Origin of the sequence: Erythrobacter sp., from assembly GCF_040217515.1 — a bacterium.
Classification (GTDB): domain Bacteria; phylum Pseudomonadota; class Alphaproteobacteria; order Sphingomonadales; family Sphingomonadaceae; genus Erythrobacter.
Window position 1 is genome coordinate 1 of the sequence record NZ_JAVJPT010000013.1, and the last position, 24,127, is coordinate 24,127.

Genomic DNA, 24,127 nt, shown 5'->3' on the forward strand with positions numbered 1-24,127 from the left:
GGGGATGGATGCCGATCAACCCTTCGACTTCTCCGGCCTTGCAGGCGGCGGCGGTCACCAGGTGACGGCGGCCCACTCCATGACGCGCACGCCGCTGCGCGAGATGTTCACCCAGGACACCGCACAGGCACCCGCACCCGATCCCGCATCCGATCCCGGCGCACCGCAGGACCCGTGGGACAAACCGGACGACGGCCCCTTCCACTGGATCCGCCACAGCGGAGCCGAACTCGACATCCTCGTGTGAAAAACAAGCAGCCAGGCCTCGGCCGAATGGCCGGGGCCTGTGCTCGCCATGGCAGCGCGCAGAAACCGCGCCGCTGCGGTTGAAGTGAGCGCGCGTAACGGACGCTGAAAGGAGAAATACGGAAGGGGCAAAATCACCTTCGCCTTCGCGTCGACCCTGCTAGCATTTCGAATCGATAACCGACGTTCCCGAGCAAGGGTTGATGGCAGTCATGCCATTAGCACGGGCTGATCGGGAGCATCAGGGTGAGCATATCGGGCTCTTCTAGGGCTTGGAGGCTCATAAAAGAAGCGCCCAAAGCATCTGCACGATGTGCGCGGGACGTTCGCAACACGCCTGATCGGAGCGGGTCTGAGCGATCAGGAGGTGGCAGAGGTGATGGGGTGGTCGACGGACAGGGTCTCCGGGATCAGGCGAACCTATGTTGACCAATCGCGAGTTATCGTGGCAATGGGCGAGCGCATTTCGCGAGACGGTGTAAATGCAAGTGTAAAATGCTGAAGTCTGACAAAATTGCTCTCAGCCTTTTCAGTGTGATGCGGGTGTAGCTCAATGGTAGAGCAGAAGCTTCCCAAGCTTAAGACGAGGGTTCGATTCCCTTCACCCGCTCCAGCGCTGCGCGGTGAACCCGCAATTGCTGCGCGTTCGTGCGGATGAGGTCCGGCGCTCCGGCGTTCAGATGCCCAGGTCCAGGACCTCGCGCCGCTCCGTTTCCAGGCGCCGGCGGATTGGCCCGAGAACGGTGCGCACTTCGGGCAGGTCGCGGATCGGGGCATAGAGCGGATCGCCGCGAATGAGATTGATGGCATTGGGGTTCACTCTCGCCAGAGTATAGGGCCAGCCGAATGTCTCGAGCTCGCGCACATGCTCGATCGCCTTTGCCCTGTCATCCGTGAGCGCGGCGAGCTTGATTTCCATCAGCGCACAATCGATCCACGGGCGATCGATCTCGCGCATTCGCGCCACCGCCTTCTCGAAAGTCGCGAGATGCTGCCGCGCCTCGTGCTCGCGCCCCGCTTCGCGCAGGGCCAGCACGAGGTAGGGCGACATCTCGCCCACGGCTTTTTCCGGTTCGCTGCCCTGCCTCGCATAAGCGAGGTAATCGGCATGGCTCGCAAAGCGCGCGTCATAATCCGCCAGCAATGCGGCCCCCATGCCGTTAGCGAGATAAACCGGCATGATCACGCTTATGAATGTGCGGTCGTCCCATGCGGCCGCCCCGGTCAGCCCCTCTGCAGCCAATTGCCTGCGTTCGACCAGCTGTTCCCGGTTGAGCTTACGCATGATCGCCTGCGGCGCTCCGGGCAGCGGCAGATACGCGTCTTCGGGCGGCGGCAGGTCGAGCAGGATGCGGCTCGCCCGGTCGAGCAGGGTCTGGCTGAACATGCGCTCGGTCGCGGTGTTCGTGCTCGCCGCCTGCCGGGTCAGCCGGTAGAACTTCGAGAAATCCCCTTCGAACCGGGCCAGCCGCGCTTCGACCAGCAGGCGCTGCGAACGGGTCACGCTGGCGGCGAGGATCTGTTTCTCCATCGCTTCTGCCAGTTCCATGTCACCGAATTCGGCGGCGAGTGCCGGGCCCTGCCAGGCGGCGGGCCAGAGCGGGTCGATCTCCAGCAGTCTTCGCGCGCTGTCGAGCGGCACCCCGCCATCGAGCAGGAAGCGCCGCTCGAGGATCGTGCGCCAGTACCAGCCTTCCGAATCGCCGGGATCGAGTTCGACCACGCGGCGAAGATTGGAAAGCGCGGTCTCGGGGTCCTCGGCAGCCATGCCGAACACTTTGAGCGCGCCTGTCGTATCGGGATCGATGGCGACCGCACGTTCGGCGAGTTCGAGCGCCTTCGCGCGGTTCTCGGCAATTTCTTCGGGATTCTTGGGCGGCAGGAGGAAATGGGCCATGGCAAGCGAGCCGAGCCCGTCGGCAAAACCGGGATTGCGCTGCGCGACCTGCTCGAGGATTTCGCGAGCGGCGCGGACCTGCGCCCGGTCGCGGCTCTTGAGCATGCCGTTGGCGAGCAGGTAGAGCTTGAAATCTTCGGTCGGGACAGTCTTCCAGCGCGGGTTTTCGCGCACCGGCCGACCCAGTGCGAGCGAGACCGAGCGGGCGCTGCGAAAGGGCAGGTGTCGCGCCGCATCGGGCGCGCTCAGAAGCGTGTCGCGGTGCACCGGCTTGCCCGTGCCGACATCGACCAGGCTGAGATCGAGCACGGCGCGTTCCGCCTCGACCCTGAAATCGCCCGTCCAGACATAATCCGCGCCGAGCCGCCGGCCGATTTGCGCGGGAGACAGGCCTTGGGAAAGCAACATGCGCGCGCTCTTGCTCGAAGTGACATCGATCGCCCCGACCTGCGCGAACTGGGCGCGCAATTCGCTTTCTAGGCCCGATGCGTAAAGCGGGTCGACTCCTTCGGCGACCTCGAGCGGGAGCATGGCGACGCGCAGATCGGGCAGGGGGGCGGGATCGAAGGGCCGCAGCCAGAGGAAGGCCGCGGCAAGCGCGAGCGCAACCAGCGCGGCAGCGCCCGCGACGAGCCCGCGGCGCGAAGGTTCCGGGGCGGACGCGGAGGCGGAGCGCGCGATGTCGCCATCGCCGCCCCCGGCAGGCGCGGGATCGCCCCCTGGCGCGGGCTCGTGCACCAGCAGGCGATATCCGACCTTGGGCACGTTATCGACCGTGACGGCCTCGCGCGCGACGTGCCTCAAGGCGCCGCGCAGGAGCGAGATGACGCGGTTGATCGAGGTATCGCCGATCACCCGGCCTTCCCAGCAGCGCTCGATGAGGTCGTCGCGCGAGAGGATTGTCCCGACCGGATCGGCGAGTGCGATGAGGACCTGCATGACCTTGGGTTCGAGCATCTGCTCGCCGCCCGGTCCCGCGATCCGGCGCAGCGAGGGCCGGATTCGGACCGGTCCAAGCGCGAAATCGCCGTGATGGGCAAGGTCGATGCGCCGCGCCTGCTGCGCCAGCAATGCTTTCGATCGGCCCAATTGCTCGTTCATGGCTTTGCGCCTCGCTCTGCCCCTTGCTTGCGTCAGTTAACGCGTCGCGACGGGAATAGTGCAGAAATCCGGGGCCAAGTCACCTGTGGAGAGCAAAAATAAGCTTTCCATAAGGCCCAAATCAGCCGTTGTGCGCAGCGCCGTAAGGCCTGAGCGGTCATCTTTCCTCTCGTCCAGCGGGCCATCGGGATCACTCGATAACGCCTCACCCGGACATCGCCGGTGTGGCCCCGCGCCGGAACGAACACGAGGAGAAGATCCATGACGAAGACTTTCAACACGGCCGCCCTCGCTCTGGCCGCGACCCTGCTGCCGCTGTCGGCTGCCAATTCCGCCGAGCCTCGTTCGGCCGATGTCGGCTATGCCGATCTCGATCTGTCGAGCGCGGCCGGAAAGGCGATCCTCGACCGCCGCATCGAAAGCGCAATCGAGGCGGTGTGCGGCAAGATGGCAGGCAAGCCGACCTTCGACGGCGGCGTGCGCGAATGTCAGCAGGAAACCCGCATCGCGGCGATGAAGTCGCGTGACCTTGCCATCGCCGCCTACGGCAAGCGGCTCGCCAGCAAGGACCGGAAAATTCGCCTCGTCGCCCGGTGATCGCCGGACGCCATACCGGGTGAGCCCGCGTCACGCCGCGCTCACCCGCCCCATGGTGCCGGGCTGCTTGTGTCCCCTTGCGGCCCGGCATCACCATGTCGGAATGCCTTGCATCGCTTTTCTTTCCTCAACGCACCGAGCAGCAAGGAGAGACCGTCGGTCGCGCCGGCGAATTCGGCAGGGATGGTGTCGGTGCGATACGCAGGCAAACAGACGATCTGCCCATCGGCGACCGGTGGGGAAAGCTAGCCGAGGACAGCGTCCTTGGCCGGGTCGCCCGCGCGGAATATCAGGGTCTCGACCGCGGTTCCCGCGCCGATATTCACCCGGTTTTCCTGCCGTGCCCAGACATCGGTTAGAATCAGCGACCGCACCTTGAGCGCCGCGCCGGGACCGGGCGAGGGCGCTTCGGCATAGATGACAAGGCTGCCCCCGTCGATCTCGCTGCCGAGAAGGGTGAAGCCAATGGGATCGCCTGCATGGCTTACGGTGAAGCGTTCGGCGATATAGCGCACGAATTCGCGGCGGCTCGGTATGTCGCCGACGATGTCGGGCGCCGGGATGCCGCGCCGCTTGAGCGCGTGTTCGGCATCGTGCAGCGGCACGCGGTGGACGACTTCGAGCATCCCGGTGCGTTCATTGTGCGACAGGATCGAGATCGCGGTCTTCTGCTGGTGCGCCGATGCCGGCAGAGCCAGCGCCAGCGCGGCAAGTCCCAGTGACGTGATGAGCGCTATGAGGCAGCGCATCAATCCGAACCCTGCACTTCGGCCATGAGGTCGCGGCCCGTGCGCGAGCTTGGCTCGGGCGACTTGAACGCCTCGACCCGGCTTTCGATGATCCGGCGTGGGTAGTAATTGTTCTCGATATCGGCATCGGCGGTTTCCCAGTCGGGATCGACGACGACGCTGGCGAGCCGCTTGCCCTTGGGGAAGACGAGCAGCTTGCTGACCTCGCGCGGATTGCGCCGCCAGATTTCGGCGGGGATCGTCATGCGCTGTGTGCTACCATCCTCGAAGGTGAGGCCGAGGATGATCGGCATGACCAGCCCGCCCTTGTTCGAGAAGCTCAGCACGTAATAGTTCGCGTCTTCCTTGACCGCGCGCTCGAAAGTGCGGCGCTCCCACGGCTCCAGCCCCCCGAGGAAGCTTTCATAGCTCTCGCGGTCCTTGGGGGTGACGGTGAACTGGTCGTTCTCATCGTAGAAATCGGTCACGTCCGGATTTTCGAGCACCCAGACCGGCACGCCCTGTTCCTCGTTGAGGCGGACCCCGACTTTCTCGGGCTCGCCCAGCGCTTCGGCGCGGCGGCGGGAAAGGTCGATATCGGGGTTTGCGGTGTCCAGCCGCAGGCGGTGGATCGCATCGAGCGAGATATCGACATGGTCGGTGGTGTAGAACCAGCCGCGCCAGAACCAGTCGAGGTCCGTGCCCGAAGCCTCCTCCATCGTGCGGAAGAAATCGGCGGGCGTGGGCCGTTTGAACTTCCAGCGGCGGGCGTATTCGCGCAGCGCGAAATCGAACCGCTCGCGTCCGATTACCGTGTCGCGCAGGATATGATAGGCCGCCGACGGCTTGCCATAGGCATTGGGGCCGAGATTCAGCACGCTGTCCGACTGGGTCATGATCGGGACCTGGTTGGTCGAGGTCATATAGGGCACGAGATCGCGCGGCAGGCTGCGGCCCCAGGGCAGGTCGGGGTCCCATTCATAGCCCGCGACGGAATCGAGGAAGGAATTGAGCCCCTCGTCCATCCATGTCCATTGCCGCTCGTCCGAATTGACCGTCATCGGGAAATAGATGTGCCCGATCTCGTGGATGACGACGCCGATGAGATAGACCTTCTCCGAGAGCGAATAGGTCCGCGTCCCGTCCTCGTTCAGAGTGGTGCGCGGGCCGTTGAAGGTGATCATGGGATATTCCATCCCGCCGACGGGCCCGTTGACGCTCTGCGCGACCGGATAGGGATAGTCGAAGCTGAAGCGGGAATAGACCTTCATTGTGTGGACCACGGCGGCGGTCGAGTATTTGCGCCATAATTCGCCGCCTTCCTTGGGCCAGAAGCTCATCGCCATGACGAGCTCGTTCTCCGCCCCCGGCTGGCGATGGCCCTGCGCGTCCCAGATGAACTTGCGGCTCGATCCCCAAGCGAAGTCGCGCACGTTTTCGGCCGTGAATCGCCAGGTCTTCGTGCCGGTCGGCCCGGTGCGTTCGTTCGCTTGCGCCTCCTGCGGCGTGACGATGAATACAGGCGCATCGGCATTGCGTGCGCTCTCGAGCCGCTGGCGCTGCGCGGCGGTGAGCACTTCGCCCGGGTTCGCGAGCACGCCGGTCGCCGAGACGATGTGATCGTCCGGCACGGTCATGGTGACATCGTAATCGCCGAATTCGAGCGTGAATTCACCGCGCCCTAGGAATTCCTTGTTGTGCCAGCCTTCATAGTCCGAATAGGCGACGAGGCGGGGGAACCACTGGGCGAACAGGAAGATGTCGTTCCCGCCCTTTCTCGGATCGTCGGGGAAATGTTCGTAGCCCGAACGCGCGAAGATCGTGTTTTCCTCGACGATGTTGAACGCCCATTCGATGTCGAAGCTGACCTCTTCGCCAGGCGCAAGCGGGGTCGGCAGGTCGATCCGCATCAGCGTCCCGACGATTGTGTGGGCGAGCGGCGTCCCGTCGGCGAGCGTCACGCGCTCGATATCGTAGCCGTATTCATTGTCGGCCATCGCCTGCTGGCGGCGCAGTTCCTCGAGGCTGAGGCGCGCGGGTTCCCCGCCGCGTGCGGCATCGATGCGCGGGCCCCGGCGGCCCGGCCCGCCGAAAGTCGTGGTCATTTCCGCCATGGAATCGGTGCGGAAGATGTTCTGGTCGAGCTGCATCCAGATCCACGGCAGCGTGTCGGGCGAATTGTTGACGTAGCGCACCGTCCCTTCCGCCTCGAGCCGGCGCTTTTCCTCGTCCAGTTCGGCGCGGATCACGTAATCGGCCTGCTGCTGCCAGTACTGGTGCCCCGGCGCCCCGCTCGCATTGCGGTAGACATTGGGATCGGGGAGCACCTCGTCCAATTGGCGGAACTTGTCCTCGAAATTGCCCTTGGTCTGCTGGATGCCCTGGGCGGCGGCGGGAACGGCGAGGAGGAAAGCGAGGATAAAGGCGATCAGGCGCAAGGCGAGGTCTTTCGTTCGAATCCGGTCAGTTAGGGCTGGGCGAGGATCCCGCGAGGGAATCGTCCACCACCCGCACAGGGCGGTCGACGCGAACCTCGCGCCCTGCGCTCAAATGTCAATTGCCTGTCGCTTGAGGTTGCGGACCAGGGGCAAAAAAACAGCGCCCGGCAGGTCCTTTGGAGGACCGCCGGGCGCAGCGCGCTTGCCATGGGAGAGGTCAGGCAGCAGCGCGGAAAATGGCCTCGATCTCCTGCTGGTTGGCAGGGCGGGGATTGGTGAAGCCGCAGGCATCGTTCATCGCGTTCGCGGCGAGCGTTTCGATGTCGGCATCGAGCATGCCGAGCTGGGCAAGACCCGAAGGAATCCCGATATCGGCCGAAAGCTGGCGGATCGCCGCGATCGCGGCCTCGGCGCCCTGGCGTTCGTCCATGTTCGAGACATTGACCCCCATCGCCGCCGCGACATCGCGCAGCCGACCGGCGGACACCGCAGCGTTGAACGTCTCGACATGGGGCAGCAGCACCGCGTTGCACACGCCGTGCGGGAGGTCGTAGAACCCGCCCAGCTGGTGCGCCATGGCGTGGACATAGCCGAGCGAGGCATTGTTGAACGCCATCCCGGCGAGGAACTGGGCATAGGCCATCGCCCCGCGCGCTTCGAGATTCGTGCCATCGGCGACCGCATCGCGCAGGTTTTCCGAAATGAGCGACATTGCCTTGAGCGCGCAGCCATCGGTGATCGGCGTCGCGGCGGTCGAAACATAGGCCTCGATCGCGTGGGTGAGCGCGTCCATGCCGGTCGCGGCGGTGAGCGCGGCGGGCTTGCCCACCATCATCGCAGGATCGTTGACCGACAGGAAAGGCGTCACGTGCTTGTCGACGATCGCCATCTTCACGTGCCGTTCGACGTCGGTGATGATGCAGAAGCGCGTCATTTCGGCGGCGGTGCCGGCAGTGGTGTTGATCGCCATCAGCGGCACCTGCGGCAGCGGCGACTGGTCGATGCCTTCATAGTCCGCGATCTCGCCGCCATTGGCGGCGACGAGCGCGATGCCTTTGGCGCAGTCGTGGCTCGATCCGCCGCCGAGCGAGACGACGAGGTCGCACTCATGGTCGCGCAGGAGCGCCAGCCCGTCCTCGACATTGCCGGTCGTGGGATTGGGCTGCGCCCCGTCGAAGATCGCGGCGCGGATGCCCGCATCCTCGAGCACTTTGGCAACATCGTTAGCGACGCCGAGGCGCGCAAGGCCTTCGTCGGTGACGATCAGTGCAGCCGTGAAGCCGCGCCCGCCAAGCGTGGCGGCAGCGTCCGTGAGGGCATTCTCCCCCATGATATTCATGCTCGGCATTATGAAACTTGTAGACATGTCTAATCCTCCTCCCGCTTTCGGTTGGTTGTTATGGCGGTCATGGCCGGGCGTCGGTGCGACCCGAAAGGCGCCCGGTCGTGACCGCTGTGTCTTCCTTCAGAAGAACCCGAGCTTCTTCGGCTCGTAGGAAACCAGCATGTTCTTGGTCTGCTGGTAATGGTCGAGCATCATGCGGTGCGTTTCGCGCCCGATGCCCGATTGCTTGTACCCGCCGAACGCGGCGTGGGCCGGGTAGGCATGGTAGCAATTGGTCCACACGCGGCCCGCTTCGATATTGCGGCCCATGCGATAGCAGCGGTTGACATCGCGGCTCCACACGCCCGCGCCGAGGCCGAACAGCGTGTCATTGGCGATGGAAAGCGCTTCGTCCTCGTCGCGGAAGGTCGTGACCGAGACGACGGGGCCGAAGATTTCCTCCTGGAAGACGCGCATCTTGTTATGGCCCTTCAGGACAGTGGGCTGGACGTAGAAACCGCCCTCGCATTCTCCGCCAAGCTGCGCCACGCCGCCGCCCGCGAGCACTTCGGCACCTTCCTCGCGGCCGATGTCGAGATAGGACAGGATCTTCGCCTGCTGCTCGGCCGAGGCCTGCGCGCCGACCATGGTGGCGGGATCGAGCGGGTTGTCCTGTTTGAGCGCCGCCACGCGGGCGAGGACGCGCTCCATGAACCTGTCATAGATGCTTTCCTGCACCAGCGCGCGCGAGGGGCAGGTGCACACCTCGCCCTGGTTCAGCGCGAACATGACGAAGCCCTCGATCGCCTTGTCGAGATAGTCGTCGTCCTCGAACATGACATCGTCGAAGAAAAGGTTGGGCGACTTGCCGCCCAACTCCAGCGTGACCGGAATGAGATTCTCGCTCGCATATTGCATGATCTGGCGGCCGGTCGATGTCTCGCCGGTGAAGGCGATCTTGGCGATGCGCTTGCTGGACGCGAGCGGCTTGCCCGCCTCCAGCCCGAAACCATTGACGACGTTGACGACACCATCGGGCAGCAAGTCGCCGACGAGCTCCATCAGCGCCATGATCGAGGCCGGGGTCTGTTCGGCGGGTTTCAGCACCACGCAGTTGCCCGCAGCCAGCGCCGGGGCGAGCTTCCACGTCGCCATCAGCAGCGGGAAATTCCACGGGATGATCTGCCCGACCACGCCGAGCGGTTCGTGGAAGTGGTAGGCAATGGTGTTCGCGTCGATTTCGGAAATGCTGCCTTCCTGCGCGCGGATGCAGCCGGCGAAATAGCGGAAATGGTCGATCGCGAGCGGGAGGTCGGCGGCCATGGTCTCGCGTATCGGCTTGCCGTTGTCCCACGTTTCCGCCTCGGCGAGCGCAGCGAGGTTCTCCTCCATGCGGTCGGCGATGCGGGTGAGGATCAGCGCGCGTTCGGCGACCGGCGTTGCTCCCCAGGCAGCACGGGCAGCGTGGGCTGCGTCGAGCGCGGCTTCGATATCTTCCGCGCCCGAACGGGCGGCCGTGCCGATCACCCGGCCGGTGACGGGCGAGACGTTTTCGAAAGTCGCCCCGCTTCTTGCCGGGACCCAACGCCCGCCGATGAAATTGTCGTAATGCTCTTTCAGCGAAGGCCGCATCAGGGTCGCGGCATTGGTCTGCATGTCCATGGCTTCTCTCCTTCTCCCTTGCGCCCCGGTTCGTCCGGCGCGTCCCTTTCGGTGAAGGCAGAATGGCAGCGTTCGCGGCGCGCAAAAGCACCCCGGCGCCCCTGATCGGGGCGATGTGTCTCATTGGTGAGACAGCTTATCCGGAAAAAGGGGGAACTTTTCTCAGTCGAGCCCGGCGCGGGCCATGCGGCGATAGAAAGTCGCCCGGCCGATGCCGAGATGGCGCGCCGCTGCCGCGACATTCCCGCGCGACCGGGCGAGTGCCTGGCGCAGCACGCGTCGCTCGGCCGCGGCGAGCGGATCGTCCTCGCTCGTGCCGAGAATGTCGGCGACGGGCACAGCGTCCCTCGTGCTCACCCGAGCGAGCAGGCTGCGCCGCCGGGCGCTGCGATTGGCCCCGATGACGAGATCGTCGCGATCGACCGCTACCAGCGCACTCCCGTTCGTTCCGGCGCCGTCTTCGCCGTCCAGATGGACGATCCGGCAATCGCGATAGGCCGCGCCGAATAACAGCCGCTCTACCTCCTGTGCGGCATCGACAAGGACGCTCACGATCAGCGAGGCCGTGTCCGCATCGTGATCGTAGCGATTGGTCGAGACATCGAGCGCGCCGACAAGGCTGCCGCCTGCATCGTAGATCGGCACGCCGTGGCAGCTCACCTGCACGTTGGCGGATAGGAAATGCTGGTCGCGGTGGATTATGACGGGTTTCTCGTCCGCAAGGCAGGTGCCGATCCCGTTGGTGCCCTCGGCTGCTTCGGACCAGCATTCCCCGGCTACGAGCCGCGCTCGGTCGAACATGTCGCGGTCGCCCTCTGTCATGCGTTCTTCGAGGATCAGGCTGTCGGCGTCGGTCAGGAGGATGCAGCGCCCGCTGCGCACCAGCGTTCCCGCGACCCGGTCGAGCACGGCCCCGGCATGGCGAATGAGATCCTCGCGTGCTCCGCGCGCCAAGGCGAGGCGGCTCGCATCGAGGCGGTCGGCGGCGGGACCCTTCGCCGGGTCGAGCCCGTGATGCAGGGCCGAGCGACACCACGAGGCGGCGAGCGTCGAGCGTCCTGCATTGTCCGATGAAACCGCTTCGCGCACGAGCTGTGCGTGCTCGTCGTCCAACCTCGTCTCCTCTCCCCGCAGAAGGAAAGCTATCAGAGGGCGCGGTTTTCCACAAGCGAGGGGGTGAGCGTCAGCGGGCCAGCACCACGTCGCGCCCGATGTCGAGATCGTCCTCCACCGCTTCGACGAGATAGGCCGCGACATCGGCGCGGCTGACGATACCGTTGTGCCAGCCGGTCGGATTGCGCTTGACCTTCGCCTTGCCGGAACGCGGGCCGCCGGTCAGGATCACCGGACGCACGATCGTGTATTGCAGCGCGGAATGGAGGATGATCTGTTCCTGCCGGTCCTTGTCGGCATAGACCCGGCCCAGAAGCGCGCGGTGGCCGAGCTTCTCGATCGTGCTCATCGCGTCTTTCGAGCGGCCGGACCCGTAGCCGGTGACCGCGACGAGGCGGCGCACGCTCGCCTCGCTCATCGCTTCGACGAGGATTTGCGTGGTGGTGGAAAACAGCGTCTCCTTTTCCCACAGCATCGAGAGGCTTTCCGAAATGCCGAGCGCATAGATCACGGCGCGCACGCCTTTCAGCGCGTGCGCGACATCTTCGCGGTTGGTCGCATCGCCGGGGAAAGGTTCGACAAGGCGCGACTTCTCGAGGCTGTCGGCGCTGCGGGCGAAGGCGCGGACAGGGATTTCGCGGTGCGTGGCTTCCTGGACTGCGAGCTTGCCGATGCCTGAGGTCGCTCCCATCACGAGTATCGGGGCGCTCATTGGCGGTCTCCTGCAGCTTCATGAAAGGGCGCGCGCGAGGGGCGGCGGGTCCGTGTCGATCCGATCATGCCTGCCCAACGTGCGAGGCGGCGCGAAGTGCCGAAAAGGCGAGTGCCGGTCCATTTGACAGCAGCCGCTTCGATTGAGAGACTCGCGCGCGAAGCGAAAAGCCCCAGCGCAGCTGTGCGAACCAACCCGGCTTCGGGCTGCCGGAGACCACCAATTCCCCGGATAAGGAAAGGATTACAATGGCAAGTGCAAAGACCGGCGATACTGTCGCGATCGATTATGTCGTGAAGACCAAGGAGGGCCGAGTCGTCGGCGGAACCGAAGGTCAGGGGCCGCAAACGCTCACGCTCGGCAATGACGAGATCTTCCCGCAGATCGAAAGCGCGCTCACGCAGATGGAAGTCGGCGGCGAGGACACGGTGACGATCGATGCCGAACACGCCTTCGGCCCGCGCCGCGAGGAACTGATCGTGGAGATCCCGCGCACCAACCTGCCGCCCGATGCCGAGCCGCAGCCGGGCATGACCCTTTCGGCGCAACAAAATGACGGCCAGCCGATCCAGCTGGTCATCACCGACGTGAAGGACGATTCGGTCACCGCCGACGGCAACCACCCGCTGGCGGGCGAGGACCTCATTTTTGGCCTGACGCTCGTCGAGATCAAGCAGGCCGCCTGACGCCGCCCGCATGCAATTGCGCAAAGGGCCGGGAGGCGCATTTCGCTTCCCGGCCCCCTGATTGGCTGAAAGGAGTGCCCATGGCCTCCGCCCATTCCCATATCCCTGTCGATGCCGCCGCGCGGCAAGAGCTTCTCGAGCGGGCAGGCATCGACATCGTCCCCCTCGGCGCGATCGGGGCTGCCGTGCGCGGCCTCGCTCTGGATGCGGACGGACCCCCGGCGGAACCCGTGCGCGCCGCTCTCGAGCATGAAATGGCCGAGCGCGGGTTCCTCGTCTTCCGGAGCGATCGGGAAATCGATCCCGAGGCGTTCCTCGCCGCGAGTTGCTGGTGGGGCGGGCGGCGGCTCCATTCGACCCACGGGGTCCATCCGGCGACGCCCGGCGGCAATCGTCACATCTTTCGCCTGTCCAACGACCAGCGGCACGGCATTCCCGGCGTCGGGCCGCAATGGCACAATGACGGCAGTTTCCTGCCCGAGACCTTTTCCCATTCCGGCTATCATATCGTCCGTCCGGCCGAGCGTGGCGGCGGGACCCATTTCGCGCACCAGGCCGATGCGCACGATGCGCTGGACCCGGCCGAGCAGGAGCGCTGGGCGCGGCTGGTATCGGTCAATTCCAATTCGGGCGTGCTCCACCCGCTCGTCCATTTCCATCCTGTCACGGGGCGGCGCTGCGTCTGGCTCCATCTCGGCATGACCGGCGCCGTGATCGAACGACGCGCCGACGGCGAGGGCCTGCGCCTGCTGGACGAGCGCGAATTGGGCGATCTGTGTCGGCGGTACAACGCGCTGCTGAATGACGGATTCGAGCGCGGCTATGCGATTTCCTACGAATACGACGCGAATGACTGCGTTTTCATCGACAATCTCGCCGTCGCCCACCGCGCTGCGCCGCAGGCCCATGCCCCGGTCGAGGAACAGGGCCTGAGGATCATGCATCGCTCGACGGTACAGGGCATCCACCCGCTTTCCGCGCCGGGTCTCCCCTCGCATCTCGACATGCATGGCCCCAGCCCGCTCGGCGATGGCGTGTGGCAAGGCGGGGGGATCGGCTTTCGCTGGGACGCGCACGCGCCCATGCAGAATTAGAGCGACGCAGAAAGCGGGGCGCAGGCCGCGCTAGGGCGCGATCCACAGCCGGAGCAGCCAGGCGACCGCGCCCAGCACCGCCACGCTCGCCCCCCAGATGAGCACCAGCCAGCCCAGCCGCTGCCACAGCGGCTTTTCATCGGCCTCGATATCCTCGGGCCGCTCTCCCATCAGTGGTATCCCTCATCCCCGACCTTGCCGCGGAACACCCAATAGGCCCAGGCGGTATAGCCGATGATAAGCGGCATGGTGATCACCGTGCCAACCAGCATGAAAAGCTGGCTCGAATAGGGTGCGGCCGCGTCCCAGATGGTGAGCGACGGCGGGGCGACATTCGGCCACAGCGTGACCCCGACACCCGCCATGCCCAGCAGGAACAGCGCGAGCGACAGCCAGAACGGCTTGGAATGGCTGTCCACCGACAGCGCGCGCCACAGCATCACCGCTACCGCCCCTGTCAGCAGCGGAACCGGCCAGACGTAGTAGATCTGCGGCGCGGTCAGCCAATGATCGGCATATTCGGGATCGAGGAAGATGTTGGCGACGCTCACCGCGCCCATCAGGACGATTGTCGCCGCCCCGGCCCATTTGCCGAGCCTGCGCGCATGGTCCTGCCCCGCATCGTCCAGCTTCCAGACCAGCCAGGTCGCGCCGAGAAGGGCATAGCCAGCCAGCGTGCCGAGCCCGGTGAGGACGGTGTAGGGCGTGAGCCAGTCGAACGGCCCGCCCGCAAAGGCGCGTCCCTCGATCTCGATACCCTGCAGCAGCGCGCCCAGCGTCATGCCCTGCGCCATGGCGGCGACGATGCTGCCGCCGGTGAAGGCCGCGTCCCAGAAACGCCGGTGGCCCGGATCGCGCCAGCGATACTCGAACGCGACCCCGCGAAAGACGAGGCCGAGGAGCATGGCGATGATCAGCGGATAGGTCGCCGGCAGGATCACCGCATAGGCCAGCGGGAAGGCCGCGAACAGGCCGCCGCCGCCCAGCACCAGCCAGGTCTCGTTCCCGTCCCACACAGGCGCGATCGAATTCATCGCCCGGTCGCGTTCGCGCCCGGCCTCGAAGAACTTGAACAATATGCCGATGCCCAGGTCGAACCCGTCCATCACCACGTAAAGGAACACGGCAAAGGCGATGATGAACGCCCAGATCACGGTAAGATCGACGCTGTAGGTCATTCCGCCGGCTCCGCCAGCAGGCCCACCTGTCCATTATCGCCCTGGTTGTGCGACAGGCCCGGCGCTATCCCCGCGGTACGGATCGGACCCTCGTCGCCGCTCTTCACGCCGGGTTCGCCGCTATGGGGCGATTTGCCCATGAGTTTCAGGATGTACCAAACACCCGCGCCGAAGACCGCGAAATAGATCACCACGAAAGCGACCAGCGAGGCGCCGACCGCACTGGCCGAAAGCGGGCTCGCCGCATCGGCGGTGCGCAGCGCACCGTAGACGACATAGGGCTGGCGACCAACCTCGGTGGTGATCCAACCGGCAAGCACGGCGGCAAGGCCCGAGGGCGCCATGACGACCGCCGCGCGGTGCAACCAGGGCCAGTCGTAAAGCGCACCGCGCCAACGCGCGATCAGGCTCCACAAGCCGACGCCGAGCATGAGGAAACCGAGGCCGACCATGATGCGGAACGACCAGAACACGATGGCGGTGGGCGGCTGCTCGCTATCGGGGATCGTGTCGAGTCCGGCCATCGGCGCGTCGAGATCGTGCTTGAGCACGAGGCTGGAGAGCTTCGGGATGCCCACGGCGTAATCGAGCCGCTGCTGCTCGTCATTGGGAAGGCCGAACAGGTAGAGCGGCGCGCCCTCGGGATAGGAATTGTAATGCCCCTCCATTGCCATGACCTTCTGCGGCTGGTGTTCGAGCGTGTTGAGACCGTGATAATCGCCCGCGACGATCTGCAGCGGCGTGACCAGCGCGGCCATCCACATCGCCATCGAGAACATCTTGCGCGCGTGCATGTTGGGTTCGGGGTTCGCCCCCTTGCGCCGCTCGGCCCGCTCGCGCAGCAGGTGGTATGCGCCGACGCCGCCGACGATGAAGGCGGTCGTGAGATAAGCGGCAAGCACGGTGTGGACGAGGCGGTAGGGAAAGGAGGGGTTGAAGATGATGTCGATCCAGCTTCCCGCCGGCAGCATCTGCCCGTTGGCCGCGATCTCGAAGCCGGTGGGCGTCTGCATCCAGCTGTTGACCGACAGGATCCAGAAGGCCGACAGGAACGTGCCGCCTGCCACCATACAGGTCGCGGCGAAATGCAGTTTCTTGCCCACGCGGTTCATCCCGAACAGCATGACGCCGAGAAAACCCGCTTCGAGGAAGAAGGCGGTCAGCACTTCATAGGCCATCAGCGGCCCGATCACGGGGCCTGCGACATCGGAAAAGACCGACCAGTTGGTCCCGAACTGGTAGCTCATCACGATGCCCGAGACGACGCCCATGGCGAAACTGATCGCGAAGATCTTCAGCCAGAATTTGTAAAGGTCCATAAAGAGCGCCTTGCCCGTCTTCAGCCACAGCCCCTCGAGCACGGCGAGATAGCTGGCCAGCCCGATCGTGAAGGCGGGAAAGAAGAAGTGGAAGCTCACCGTGAAGGCGAACTGGATACGGGCAAGAAGCAGGGCGTCGGCTTGTTCGAACATTCTCGATCCTTGTTGACGGCAGGCGAGTGGCTCGGTCGGTTGTCATTCCCGTGACGCTTGCGATGATCCTGTCAACCGCAAGCCGTTTTGCCCGGGCCCTCCGGAAGGGGTGCAAGAGGGCGTTCCCACGCGAGAACGGTCGGCCGGGCCGGGGTGTTCCCCGCGTGGAAGATCGCCCCTCGCATCATTCGACGCGTGTGGTCCGCAGGTAGGGCTTGAGCGTGGTGAAGCCCTGCGGAAACAGCTCGCGCGCTTCCTTGTCGCCGATCGAGGGCGGGATGATGACCTCGCCGCCGGGCATCCAGTTGGCCGGGGTCGCGATGCGCGCGCGGTCGCCCAGTTGCAGACTGTCGATCACACGCAGGATCTCGTCGAAGTTGCGTCCGACGCTCATGGGATAGGTCATGATAAGACGAATCTTCATGTCGGGATCGATGATGAAGACCGATCGCACCGCAGCCGTTTCGCTCTCGTCCGGGTGGATCATGTCATAGCTGCGCGCGATGGTGAGATCCGGGTCGGCGACGATCGGGAATTGCAGGCTGACCCCTTGCGTTTCGTCGACGTCGGAAATCCAGGCGCGGTGTTCCTCGACCGTGTCGGTGGACAGGCCGAGCGGCTTGACGTTGCGCTTTTCAAACTCGTCCGCGAGCTTCGCGGTCATGCCCATCTCGGTCGTGCAGACCGGGGTGAAATCGGCCGGGTGGCTGAAGAAGAAGACCCAGCTGCCCTTTGCCCATTCGTGCAGGGTGATCGGGCCGGAAGTGGTGTCGACGGTGAAATCGGGGGCGGTATCGCCGATGTGCAGGCTCATGAAGATTGGCTCCTCGTTGTGGATAGCTGTGTCTAGCGCCCTGCCGAGCGACGCGCAAATTCAATTACACAGTTAGTATAATCGATTTTCCAATCTATCGTAAATCGGGCAATTCTGCTTGCATTTGGCGCAATGAGACGAATTCGCTTGCGCAATCCTGCAACCGTTCGCATCGAGCGCCCGGTGCTCAAACGCAAGAGGCGTCGCCTGCGGGTCAAGCAGGCGACGCCTCCCGGTGCCTCGCCGCACGGCCCGCCCATGGCTGTCAAGGGCGCGCCGCGGGGCTGCGGAAGATCAGAACGAGAAGCCGGCGGTCAGCTTGTAGAAATCGCCGTCATTGCCATCCTCGATATCCGCGCCCGCCGTGAAACGGGCGAAGAATCCGTTATCGGTCGAGAACTGCACATACGGTCCGAGCCACTGGTAAGCGACTGCGGTCGAGCCGCCGGGGAAGGTGTTGCGCGTATTGCTGAGCAGCTCGTAATGCGCGCCGGCGGAGACGCTGTCGCTGAACTTGTAGCCGGCATTGACCCAGGTGTGCAGGAAGTCGAGCGCCGCATCGTCGTTGCGGTTGCGCAGCGCCGCGTAATAGCCGCCGTAGAATTCCGCCTCGAAGGTGTCGTCGGAATAGTTCATGGTCAGGCTGGGTACGATGCCGTCGGCGAAATTGCCGCCGGTTCCCGACGGGTTCCCTGCCGGATCGCGCGCACCGCCCGAAAGCAGGGCGCCGTTGGTGATGCCGATCTGCGGCTTGATCACGAGATTGCCGCTGTAGATCGCGACACCCGCGCCGAATTCGGTCCACAGGTCGCTGCCCAGCCCGGTGCCGAAGGCATCGGTCGTCCAGATAATGCCGTAGAAACTGAAATCGACATTGTCGCTGACCGGGATCAGGCCGTTGAAAGCCGGATAGAAGCCGAAGAATGCATCCTGGTTGAGCGTAACGGCAAAACTGTCCGAACGCCCGCCGTTTTCGCCCTGCGCGGCAGCGGCGGCGGCGGTCACGGCGATTTCGCCCGGCGCGGCGGCGGCGGCACCCACGGCGACTTCGCCCGCTGCGGTAGAGGCGGCCGATGCGGCGGTCAGCGCGAAATCGGTCGCGCCGAGCGTGTCGAGGGCCGTGCTGGGAGCCGAGATCGTCTGCTGGCCCGCTTCGACGCTGGGCGCGATGGCTTCGAGCGTTTCGGCAAGCTCGAGCGTGGATTCGTCGATCGCAATGGCCGATGCGGCCGAGCTTACGGCGAGCGAATCTTCCTGCGCCATGGCCGGCGACGATGCCACGGCAATCGCCAGGACGAGCGGGGCGTGGATATACCTGTATTTCATCTGGAACGCTCCTTTTCGAGAGGTTGGGTGCGTTCCACCTGCGACTTCAGCGGTGCCGGACCTCTGTTCGGGCGGGTCCGTGCACGAGTCGAGATATTTCTAATTCATGACATGCGCGTCGCAAGGCCCGATGGTGCGGCGCAGCGCGATTTGTATATTGCGTTGCCTAATAGCCACACGTATTTTTCCTGCGCAAAATGTCCGGACAAATATCAAGAAATAAGGCGAGCCGACGATATCAGCCCGTCCGCAGGCTCTCCATGTCGATAACGAAGCGATATTTGACATCGCTCGCCTCCATCCTGTCATAGGCCTCGGGAACGGCATCAATGGGTATCACCTCGATATCCGGCAGGATGCCCTTGTCAGCACAGAACTCGAGCATTTCCTGCGTCTCGGCGAGCCCGCCAATCCCGCTACCGGTGAGCACCTTGCGCCCGAGCAGAACCGCGCTGTGCATTTCGGGCAGCATGTCGATCACGCCGACGAGCACCTGCACCCCATCGACGCGCAGCAAGTGGAGATAGGGGGTAACGTCATGGCGCACGGGGATGGTGTTGAGCACGAAGTCGAAATAGCCCGACTGTGCCTTCATGGCCGCCTTGTCCGTGGTGTTCAGGAAAGCGTGCGCGCCCAGCGCCTCGGCATCGGCGCGCTTGCCCTCGCTTCGCGAAAGCACGGTGACTTCGGCCCCCATCGCCGCGGCGAGCTTCACGCCCATATGGCCGAGCCCGCCGAGCCCGGCGACGGCGACCTTGCTGCCGGGTCCGACCTTCCACGTGCGCAAGGGGCTGTAGGTCGTGATCCCGGCGCACAGCAGGGGCGCGGCTTCGGCCATTGGCAGGGCATCGGGCACTTTAAGCACGAATTCCTCGCGCGCGACGATGCGTTCGGAATAGCCGCCATAGGTCGGTGTCCCGTCTCGCCTGTCGGTGCCGTTATAGGTCCCGGTCATCCCGCCATCGAGGCAGTACTGTTCGAGATCGGCCTCGCAATGGGAGCACTCCATGCACGAATCGACCATGCAGCCGATCGCCACCCGGTCGCCGACGGCGTGGCGCGTGACCGCATCCCCGACCGCGGCAACCGTGCCGACGATCTCGTGTCCCGGCACGATCGGATAGGTCGTTCGTCCCCAGTCGTTGCGCGCCGAATGGAGGTCGGAATGGCAGATCCCACAATGGCTTATCTCGATCAGCACGTCGTCATCGCGGAGGCCTCGGCGAGTGATCTGCATCGGTCCCACGCCGCTATCGGGCGCCGTCGCGCCATAGGCCTTCGTCGGATATTCGTTCGTCTGGGTAGCCATTGTCCGTCCTCCAATGATGGGCGCTTATCGAGCCAAAGGCTCGCAAGCGCGACTGCGCGCCGGCCGGTCAGACCGCCCCCGCGGAGGCGTCGGCGAAGCCGACTTGCCGTGAGCGCAAAAGACTCCGCGAGAAAAAAACTAACGGGGCGGCATGCGGATCGCCCCGTCGAGCCGGAACTGGTGCCCGTTGATATAGGAATTGCGCGCGATCTCCAGGATCAGCGAGGCGAATTCCTCCGGCTCGCCCAGCCTCTTGGGGAACGGGACCGAGGCATTGAGCTGGTCCCACATCTGCGGATTGCGGTCCTTCATGCCGAGCATCAGCGGTGTCGCGAAAATGCCGGGCATGACCGAATTGACGCGGATGCCGACATCCATCAGGTCGCGTGCCATCGGCAGGACGAGGCCGTTCACGCCCGATTTGCAGCTGCCATAGATCACCTGTCCGATCTGCCCGTCCTGCGCCGCGACGCTGGCGGTCAGCGTGATCGCCCCGCGCTCGCCGTCGTCGCCCAGCGGCCGTGCATTCGCCATGCCGAGCGCGGAAATGCTGGCGACGCGGTAGCTCGCAACGAGGATACCTTCAGCGCCGAAGGCGTAATCCTCGGTCGGCAGGCGCTTGTAGCCGCCGGTCTCCTTGTCATAGCGCAGGGTCTTTCCGCGCTTCGATGCCATGGCGCAGTGGACCGTCACCCGTTCCTGCCCGTTCGCGGCGCGGGCCGCAGCGAAGCCTTCCTCGACGCTGGCCTCGTCCATGATATCGACATGGTGGAAGGTCCCGCCGATGCTCGCAGCGTGTTGCTCGCCCGCTTCGTCGTTGATGTCGAAGATCGCGACCTTGAGCCCGGCTTGCGACAGCGCCGCTGCGCTTGCCCTGCCAAGCCCCGATGCGCCGCCAGTGACGACGGCTGCCATTCCCTCTTCCAGTTTCATTCGCTCTCCCTCTTGCCTTTGATGCGAGCCTAGGCGCGAACCCGCTTATGCGCCACCTGTCGATTTGCGCTGGCCAGGGCGTTTCGCGCGCGCCCAGCGATGGTAAGGCGAAAGGCGTCATGGACAGTTTCCTTTTAACGCTGCTGCTGGTCTTCGCCATCGCTCTCGGCGGGCGCGACCAGCTTATCGTGGCCCAGCTGTCCGATGCACTGGGGCGGTCGGCGCCTCTGCTCGCGCTCGGCCTCGCCTGCGCGGCGGCGAGCGCCGGGCTGATGGCCTGGGCGGGGGCAGGGCTCGCCGCGATCCTGCCGCAGCGCGCGGCCGAGATGCTGGTCGCTTTCGCGCTCGCCATCGCTGCGGCGGAATTGGCATGGCCCGCGAAGGTCAAGCGCCCGGCCGAGCCGACCCGGTCTGTGGGCGCAATCGGGATCGTGCTTCTGGCACGGCAGGTCGGCGATGCGGCGCGTTTCGCCGTCTTCGCGTTCGCCGCAGAGGCGGTCTATCCGGTCGTCACGGTGATCGGCGGGACGCTGGGCGGCGGGGCGGCGATCGCGCTCGGGTGGCTCGCGGGAGCCGAACGGCTAGCCCGCTTTCCCCTGCGCGTCATCCGGCTCGTGCTGGCGGCCTTGTTGTTCGTTACCGCGCTTTTCATCGGATTGAACGCTCGTTTCTCTGTCTGGTGATCGATTTGCCCGATTTGTACGACCTGCCTTTTTGGCGAAACGAATCCGCGCCTCGCCCGTTGGTGGGATGAAACAAAATGATGCAAGGCTTTGCAATTCATTCGCAATTGAACATTTGCATCGCAGCCAGAGGAGAACGCTTAATGACCGACCATTCCAATTCCAAGGCCGCCCTTATCGCCGAACTGAACGGCCTGCTCGCCGATCACTTCGCGCTGTTCACCAAGACCAAGAATTTTCACTGGCACGTCAAGGGCCCGCGTTTCCGGGACCTGCACCTGCTGTTCGACGAACATGCGATCGAGATCCGCGACCAGATCGACGATATCGGCGAGCGTGTGCGCAAGCAGGGCGGCGAAACGCTGACCTCGATCGGCGCGATCGCCAAGCACACCCAGATCACCGACCAGGACGGCACTTCGATCTCGCCCGACGAAATGGTGTCCGAACTGCGCGACGACAACCAGAAGATGGTCGACCGGCTCAAGAAGCTGAAGGGCCTGTGCGAAGAAGCGGGCGATAACGCGACCGACGGCCTCGTCGACGACTGGACCGACATGGCCGAAGAGCGCGTATGGTTCCTCTCCTCGATCCTCGGCTGATCGATCAATGATCCGAAACGCGGCCAACGCGTTCGCAGGAGGAGGGCCGTTCCCGCTGGTCGGGCGCGGCCCTTTTGCCATGAGCGCGCCGTGAGCAGGGTCGAAATCGTCGAAGGCGCCGACGCGCAGGCGATCGCGGAGTGGCTCGACGACCGGTTGAGTGCCGCTAATTACCATTGCGAGGATCAGTTCGCTCTCACCATTCCCGGTGGATCGACGCCTTTCCCGATCCTCGAGGCGCTGACCCGGTTCGATCCAGGCCCACCCTGGAGCGTGATGCGCATCTGGCCGAACGACGACCGGATCGTCGGCGAAGATCACGCGGCATCCAATATCGGCAGGATCCGTTCCGTCCTCAAATACGCCGGGGCCGAGATCAACGCCCTGTCGCAATCGGCCCCTCCGCCCGCCTTCGCCCTCACCTGGCTCGGCATGGGGGCGGACGGGCATGTCGCCTCGCTTTTCCCCAATACCGACCCGCAAATCGACGATCCCCTGCCGGTCCGCCGCCTCACGCCCGATCCGCTGCCGCCAGAGGCGCCGTTCGACCGCATCACCCTGACGATCCCCGCGCTGCTCGACACCGAAAGGGTCGTCCTCACGCTCGGCGGGTCGGCGAAGAAACGCGCGGTTTTCGAGGCGGCGCTTGCGGGCGGGAACGACCTGCCGGTCGCGCGGCTGCTGCGCGAGGCGGGACGGCGCGGCATTCCGGTCACATGTTTCACCTGATCGAGCGGGTGCTGCCCGCCCCTCTCCACCGCGCGCTCTTACCGCTGGCGCACCGGCTGCGCGATGCGTGGCGGCGCTGGCGCGGCGTGCCGATCGCGGGGTGCGCGGTGGTGATAGAAAACGATGCGGGCGAAATCCTGCTGCTGCGCCATTCCTACGGCCCGCGCGGCTGGGCGCTGCCCGGCGGCGGGATCGGCCGGGGCGAGGCACCCGAGGCCGCAGCCCGCCGCGAGATCGCGGAAGAACTCGCGATGGATCTCGCCCGGCTCGACTTCGCGGGCCGGATCGAAGAAGTGCTCTCGGGTTCGCCACACACCGCGTATCTCTTTGCTGCGGTCAGCGATGCGCCCCCGCAGCCCGACGGGCGCGAAGTGATCGAGGCGCGCTTCTTTCCCATCGATGCGCTGCCCGAGCCGCTCGGCGAGATCACCCGGCGGCGGCTGGAGGCATGGGAAAGGAGCGGGACGCGAGCCTAGGCGTGGCCGACGACCACCCCCAGTTCGCGCATCATCCGGGTGTAGAGTTTGCGCGCAGTGCGGTTGGCCCCGACGTGCGCGGCGATCGCGCTGGGGACGATGCGGGTCCAGTAGAGCCGGACCAGCGCCCGCCTGTCACCGCGCAGGCGGGCGGCGATCGCGGGGGCCTGGTCGTAATAGGAAGCGATGTCCGCAGCTCCGCCCGGCTGGCGGCGCAACCAGCCGTCGCGAAAGGCCCGTAATGTCCTCAATTCCCAGCAATCATCGGCCAGCCCGATGCCGTCGCAGGCCGCGGTCGTCAGGAAACAACCTTCCTCGACCAGCTTGCAGTCCCCCCGGCGATAGGCCGAGGTCAGGGTATTGTAGCGCGGACTCGCCCAGTCATAGCCCCTGCTGATCCCGCGGTAAGAGTGAGTGACCCTGTAATCGGTCGAATCATAGGTCCAGTGCAGGCTGACCGTGAAGCTCCGGTCCCGCACCGAGGCGATAGGGCCAAGATCGACTTTCACGTCGTCGGGCGTGAAGGAGAACTCGAAGTCCCGGCTGGTCCGGCGCCCGTCCCTTTCGGCAACGGCCCGCGCCGGTTTGCCCATGTCGTGCAGGGGAGGGCGCGGTATTTCCAGACTGGCCGTGGCGAAGCGCCACCGGCCCGCCTGCTGCGTCCAGATCACCGTCAGGCCGCTGCTGAAATCCGACAGGTCGGATGCGGGCGGCAGTCTTCCGCCCGTTTTCCAGCCATACTGCAAGACCTCGATCTTGCCAGTGTATCCGCCCGTCTCGTTGGCGACCAGCGCCAGCTCCACCTCGCCGTCGGCCCAATCGTCGGTCATCCGGCAGGCCGGTTTGTCGGCGGGCTGCGCCGAGCCGGGAGATGCGACACCAACCAGCGTCAGCAAGGCTGCCAAGCGTTTGAAACGTGTCGTCACGAAAACTCCCCCATTGTCTCAATGGGCAAGCGAATGCACGGTTCTCCGCATGCAATCAAGGGGTTGAAGCTTGCCCGATTC

Annotated in this window: 23 protein-coding genes and 1 tRNA gene; 9 read left to right on the forward strand and 15 right to left on the reverse strand. The window is 65.1% G+C overall.

From position 1 onward, the window contains the following. Both RIB52_RS13965 and RIB52_RS13970 read left to right on the forward strand, forming a co-directional pair. Positions 1 to 247: hypothetical protein (locus RIB52_RS13965; RefSeq protein ID WP_350176586.1), on the forward strand; the 247-nt coding region annotated here is incomplete at its 5' end. A gap of 538 nt (positions 248 to 785) precedes the next feature. After that, a tRNA-Gly gene (locus tag RIB52_RS13970) sits at positions 786 to 859 on the forward strand. A 63-nt stretch (positions 860 to 922) separates the two neighbouring features. Here the strand turns inward: RIB52_RS13970 and RIB52_RS13975 are convergent. Then, a complete protein-coding gene (locus RIB52_RS13975) occupies positions 923 to 3,244 on the reverse strand; it encodes a winged helix-turn-helix domain-containing tetratricopeptide repeat protein (RefSeq protein WP_350176588.1) in 2,322 nt (773 codons plus the stop codon). A 261-nt stretch (positions 3,245 to 3,505) separates the two neighbouring features. Between RIB52_RS13975 and RIB52_RS13980 the strand changes: the two genes are divergently transcribed. Then, entirely contained in the window at positions 3,506 to 3,841 is a 336-nt protein-coding gene (locus RIB52_RS13980) for a UrcA family protein (RefSeq protein ID WP_350176590.1), read from the forward strand. Between the two features lie 245 nt (positions 3,842 to 4,086). Here RIB52_RS13980 and RIB52_RS13985 read toward each other — a convergent pair whose 3' ends face one another. The 6 genes from RIB52_RS13985 to RIB52_RS14010 form a co-directional block, all read right to left on the reverse strand. Further along, the gene (locus RIB52_RS13985) at positions 4,087 to 4,590 is read right to left on the reverse strand and encodes a DUF6702 family protein (protein ID WP_350176592.1); all 504 of its coding nucleotides are present in this window, start codon (positions 4,588 to 4,590) and stop codon (positions 4,087 to 4,089) included. After that, on the reverse strand, positions 4,590 to 7,007 hold the full coding sequence (locus RIB52_RS13990) for a M1 family aminopeptidase (protein ID WP_350176594.1): 2,418 nt from the start codon (positions 7,005 to 7,007) through the stop codon (positions 4,590 to 4,592). The genes RIB52_RS13985 and RIB52_RS13990 overlap by 1 nt, the downstream gene beginning before the upstream one ends. A gap of 217 nt (positions 7,008 to 7,224) precedes the next feature. Beyond that, the gene (gene yiaY / locus RIB52_RS13995; protein WP_350176596.1) at positions 7,225 to 8,373 is read right to left on the reverse strand and encodes an L-threonine dehydrogenase; all 1,149 of its coding nucleotides are present in this window, start codon (positions 8,371 to 8,373) and stop codon (positions 7,225 to 7,227) included. A 99-nt stretch (positions 8,374 to 8,472) separates the two neighbouring features. After that, the gene (gene adh, locus RIB52_RS14000) at positions 8,473 to 9,993 is read right to left on the reverse strand and encodes an aldehyde dehydrogenase (RefSeq protein ID WP_350176598.1); all 1,521 of its coding nucleotides are present in this window, start codon (positions 9,991 to 9,993) and stop codon (positions 8,473 to 8,475) included. A 162-nt stretch (positions 9,994 to 10,155) separates the two neighbouring features. Next, positions 10,156 to 11,106 (reverse strand): helix-turn-helix domain-containing protein, encoded by a 951-nt coding sequence (locus RIB52_RS14005; protein ID WP_350176600.1) that lies wholly within the window; start codon positions 11,104 to 11,106, stop codon positions 10,156 to 10,158. A gap of 70 nt (positions 11,107 to 11,176) precedes the next feature. Next, complete coding sequence (locus RIB52_RS14010) at positions 11,177 to 11,818, reverse strand: NAD(P)-dependent oxidoreductase (protein ID WP_350176602.1); 642 nt, start codon at positions 11,816 to 11,818, stop codon at positions 11,177 to 11,179. 248 nt (positions 11,819 to 12,066) lie between these two features. Here RIB52_RS14010 and RIB52_RS14015 point away from each other — a divergent pair, with 248 nt between their 5' ends. Together RIB52_RS14015 and RIB52_RS14020 are read left to right on the forward strand one after the other, a co-directional pair. After that, complete coding sequence (locus RIB52_RS14015; protein WP_350176604.1) at positions 12,067 to 12,504, forward strand: FKBP-type peptidyl-prolyl cis-trans isomerase; 438 nt, start codon at positions 12,067 to 12,069, stop codon at positions 12,502 to 12,504. Positions 12,505 to 12,584: 80 nt separating this feature from the next. After that, complete coding sequence (locus tag RIB52_RS14020; RefSeq protein WP_350176606.1) at positions 12,585 to 13,598, forward strand: TauD/TfdA dioxygenase family protein; 1,014 nt, start codon at positions 12,585 to 12,587, stop codon at positions 13,596 to 13,598. A 30-nt stretch (positions 13,599 to 13,628) separates the two neighbouring features. Here RIB52_RS14020 and RIB52_RS14025 read toward each other — a convergent pair whose 3' ends face one another. The 7 genes from RIB52_RS14025 to RIB52_RS14055 all read right to left on the reverse strand — a co-directional run bounded on the left by RIB52_RS14025 (position 13,629) and on the right by RIB52_RS14055 (position 20,630). Next, positions 13,629 to 13,769, reverse strand: coding sequence for a DUF2474 domain-containing protein (locus tag RIB52_RS14025; protein ID WP_350176608.1), 141 nt, complete (start codon positions 13,767 to 13,769; stop codon positions 13,629 to 13,631). Beyond that, positions 13,769 to 14,776 (reverse strand): cytochrome d ubiquinol oxidase subunit II, encoded by a 1,008-nt coding sequence (gene cydB, locus RIB52_RS14030; protein ID WP_350176610.1) that lies wholly within the window; start codon positions 14,774 to 14,776, stop codon positions 13,769 to 13,771. The genes RIB52_RS14025 and cydB overlap by 1 nt, the downstream gene beginning before the upstream one ends. Next, the gene (locus RIB52_RS14035; protein ID WP_350176612.1) at positions 14,773 to 16,248 is read right to left on the reverse strand and encodes a cytochrome ubiquinol oxidase subunit I; all 1,476 of its coding nucleotides are present in this window, start codon (positions 16,246 to 16,248) and stop codon (positions 14,773 to 14,775) included. Before RIB52_RS14035 ends, cydB begins: the two co-directional genes overlap by 4 nt. 184 nt (positions 16,249 to 16,432) lie before the next feature. Next, positions 16,433 to 17,062 carry a peroxiredoxin gene (locus RIB52_RS14040; RefSeq protein ID WP_350176614.1) on the reverse strand — a complete coding sequence of 210 codons (630 nt, stop codon included), beginning with the start codon at positions 17,060 to 17,062 and terminating at the stop codon, positions 16,433 to 16,435. A 294-nt stretch (positions 17,063 to 17,356) separates the two neighbouring features. Beyond that, entirely contained in the window at positions 17,357 to 18,388 is a 1,032-nt protein-coding gene (locus RIB52_RS14045; RefSeq protein WP_350176616.1) for a DUF6733 family protein, read from the reverse strand. A gap of 238 nt (positions 18,389 to 18,626) precedes the next feature. Continuing rightward, positions 18,627 to 19,697, reverse strand: coding sequence for an NAD(P)-dependent alcohol dehydrogenase (locus tag RIB52_RS14050; protein WP_350176618.1), 1,071 nt, complete (start codon positions 19,695 to 19,697; stop codon positions 18,627 to 18,629). A gap of 138 nt (positions 19,698 to 19,835) precedes the next feature. Then, positions 19,836 to 20,630, reverse strand: a complete 795-nt coding sequence (locus RIB52_RS14055; protein WP_350176620.1) for an SDR family oxidoreductase — start codon at positions 20,628 to 20,630, stop codon at positions 19,836 to 19,838. Between the two features lie 119 nt (positions 20,631 to 20,749). Between RIB52_RS14055 and RIB52_RS14060 the strand changes: the two genes are divergently transcribed. The 4 genes from RIB52_RS14060 to RIB52_RS14075 all read left to right on the forward strand — a co-directional run bounded on the left by RIB52_RS14060 (position 20,750) and on the right by RIB52_RS14075 (position 23,120). Next, positions 20,750 to 21,313 (forward strand): hypothetical protein, encoded by a 564-nt coding sequence (locus RIB52_RS14060; RefSeq protein ID WP_350176622.1) that lies wholly within the window; start codon positions 20,750 to 20,752, stop codon positions 21,311 to 21,313. 143 nt (positions 21,314 to 21,456) lie between these two features. Beyond that, positions 21,457 to 21,915, forward strand: coding sequence for a Dps family protein (locus RIB52_RS14065; RefSeq protein WP_350176624.1), 459 nt, complete (start codon positions 21,457 to 21,459; stop codon positions 21,913 to 21,915). Positions 21,916 to 22,005: 90 nt separating this feature from the next. Then, positions 22,006 to 22,644: a 6-phosphogluconolactonase gene (locus tag RIB52_RS14070; protein ID WP_350176626.1), complete on the forward strand. Its 639-nt coding sequence runs from the start codon at positions 22,006 to 22,008 to the stop codon at positions 22,642 to 22,644. After that, on the forward strand, positions 22,632 to 23,120 hold the full coding sequence (locus RIB52_RS14075) for an NUDIX domain-containing protein (RefSeq protein ID WP_350176628.1): 489 nt from the start codon (positions 22,632 to 22,634) through the stop codon (positions 23,118 to 23,120). The genes RIB52_RS14070 and RIB52_RS14075 overlap by 13 nt, the downstream gene beginning before the upstream one ends. On the opposite strand, the gene RIB52_RS14080 is transcribed toward RIB52_RS14075, so the two are convergent. Continuing rightward, complete coding sequence (locus tag RIB52_RS14080; protein ID WP_350176630.1) at positions 23,117 to 24,046, reverse strand: CFI-box-CTERM domain-containing protein; 930 nt, start codon at positions 24,044 to 24,046, stop codon at positions 23,117 to 23,119. The genes RIB52_RS14075 and RIB52_RS14080 overlap by 4 nt on opposite strands. Between the last annotated feature and the right edge of the window lie 81 nt (positions 24,047 to 24,127).